Genomic DNA, 2,329 nt, shown 5'->3' with positions numbered 1-2,329 from the left:
GCACCTCGCCGCCGCCGGTCCTCGGTAGTGGCCCCCGGGGGAAGAGAACCCCGGGTGCTTCGATCGAAGACCGGCCCGCACCGGAAGGAGCGCTTCTCCGCCACCGTCCCCCTGCCACACGGGCAGCCAGGGACGAAGACGAGGAGAAAACGCTAGTGGAGAACGAGACCCACTACGCCGAGGCCGTCATCGACAACGGCTCCTTCGGCACCCGTACGATCCGCTTCGAGACGGGCCGCCTGGCCAAGCAGGCCGCCGGCTCCGCCGTCGCGTACCTGGACGACGACACCATGGTGCTGTCGGCCACCACCGCGTCCAAGAACCCCAAGGACCAGCTCGACTTCTTCCCCCTGACGGTGGACGTCGAGGAGCGGATGTACGCGGCCGGGAAGATCCCCGGTTCCTTCTTCCGCCGTGAGGGCCGTCCGTCCGAGGACGCCATCCTGACCGATCGGCTGATCGACCGCCCGCTGCGCCCCTCCTTCAAGAAGGGCCTGCGCAACGAGATCCAGGTCGTCGCCACGATCATGGCGCTCAACCCCGACCACCTGTACGACGTCGTGGCGATCAACGCCGCGTCCGCCTCCACGCAGCTGGCCGGTCTGCCCTTCTCCGGTCCGATCGGCGGCGTCCGCGTCGCGCTGATCAACGGCCAGTGGGTCGCCTTCCCGACGCACACCGAGCTCGAGGACGCCGTCTTCGACATGGTGGTGGCCGGCCGCGCCCTGGAGGACGGCGACGTCGCGATCATGATGGTCGAGGCCGAGGCCACCGACAAGACCATCCAGCTGGTCAAGGGCGGCGCCGAGGCGCCGACCGAGGAGGTCGTCGCCGCCGGTCTGGAGGCCGCGAAGCCCTTCATCAAGGTGCTGTGCAAGGCACAGTCGGACCTCGCCGCCAAGGCCGCCAAGCCGACCGCCGAGTTCCCGATCTTCCTCGACTACGAGAACGACGTCCTCGAGGCGCTGACAGCCGCCGTCCGCCCCGAGCTGGCCCAGGCGCTCACCATCGCCGGCAAGCAGGAGCGCGAGTTGGAGCTGGACCGCGTCAAGCAGCTCGCCGCCGAGAAGCTCCTGCCGGAGTTCGAGGGCCGCGAGAAGGAGATCTCCGCCGCGTACCGTTCGCTGACCAAGTCCCTGGTCCGCGAGCGCGTCATCAAGGAGAAGAAGCGCATCGACGGCCGTGGCGTGACGGACATCCGCACCCTCGCCGCCGAGGTCGAGGCCATCCCGCGGGTACACGGTTCGGCCCTGTTCGAGCGTGGCGAGACCCAGATCCTGGGCGTCACCACCCTCAACATGCTGCGCATGGAGCAGCAGCTGGACACCCTCTCGCCGGTGACCCGCAAGCGCTACATGCACAACTACAACTTCCCGCCGTACTCCACCGGTGAGACCGGTCGCGTGGGCTCCCCGAAGCGCCGCGAGATCGGCCACGGCGCCCTCGCCGAGCGCGCCCTGGTCCCGGTGCTGCCCGCGCGCGAGGATTTCCCCTACGCGATCCGCCAGGTGTCCGAGGCCCTCGGTTCCAACGGCTCGACGTCCATGGGCTCGGTCTGCGCCTCCACCATGTCGCTGCTGAACGCCGGTGTGCCGCTGAAGGCCCCGGTCGCCGGTATCGCCATGGGTCTGATCTCGCAGGAGATCGACGGCGAGACGCACTACGTGACGCTGACCGACATCCTCGGTGCTGAGGACGCCTTCGGCGACATGGACTTCAAGGTCGCCGGCACCAAGGAGTTCGTGACCGCTCTCCAGCTCGACACCAAGCTGGACGGCATCCCGGCCTCCGTCCTGGCCGCGGCCCTCAAGCAGGCCCGCGACGCCCGTCTCCACATCCTCGACGTGATGATGGAGGCCATCGACCGGCCCGACGAGATGTCCCCGAACGCCCCGCGGATCATCACCGTCAAGATCCCGGTCGACAAGATCGGTGAGGTCATCGGCCCCAAGGGCAAGATGATCAACCAGATCCAGGAGGACACCGGCGCCGAGATCACGATCGAGGACGACGGCACGATCTACATCGGTGCCGCCGACGGCCCCTCCGCCGAGGCCGCCCGCGCCACGATCAACGGCATCGCCAACCCGACCATGCCGGAGGTCGGCGAGCGCTACCTGGGCACGGTCGTGAAGACGACCACCTTCGGTGCGTTCGTCTCGCTGCTCCCGGGCAAGGACGGCCTGCTCCACATCTCGCAGATCCGCAAGCTCGCGGGTGGCAAGCGTGTGGAGAACGTCGAGGACGTCCTCGGCGTGGGCCACAAGGTCCAGGTCGAGATCGCCGAGATCGACTCCCGCGGCAAGCTCTCCCTCATCCCGGTGATCGA

General features: G+C 68.4%; 1 protein-coding gene. It reads left to right on the top strand.

The genetic code is table 11. From position 1 onward, the window contains the following. Positions 1 to 155 precede the first annotated feature (155 nt). On the top strand, positions 156 to 2,329 hold a 2,174-nt coding region (locus tag ADL25_RS08995; RefSeq protein WP_059127139.1), incomplete at its 3' end, for a polyribonucleotide nucleotidyltransferase.

The organism is Streptomyces sp. NRRL F-5122 (assembly GCF_001507435.1).
Lineage (GTDB): Bacteria > Actinomycetota > Actinomycetes > Streptomycetales > Streptomycetaceae > Streptomyces > Streptomyces lannensis.
Note: the sequence above shows the minus strand (reverse complement) of the source record. Positions and strands in the feature narration are given on the sequence as shown.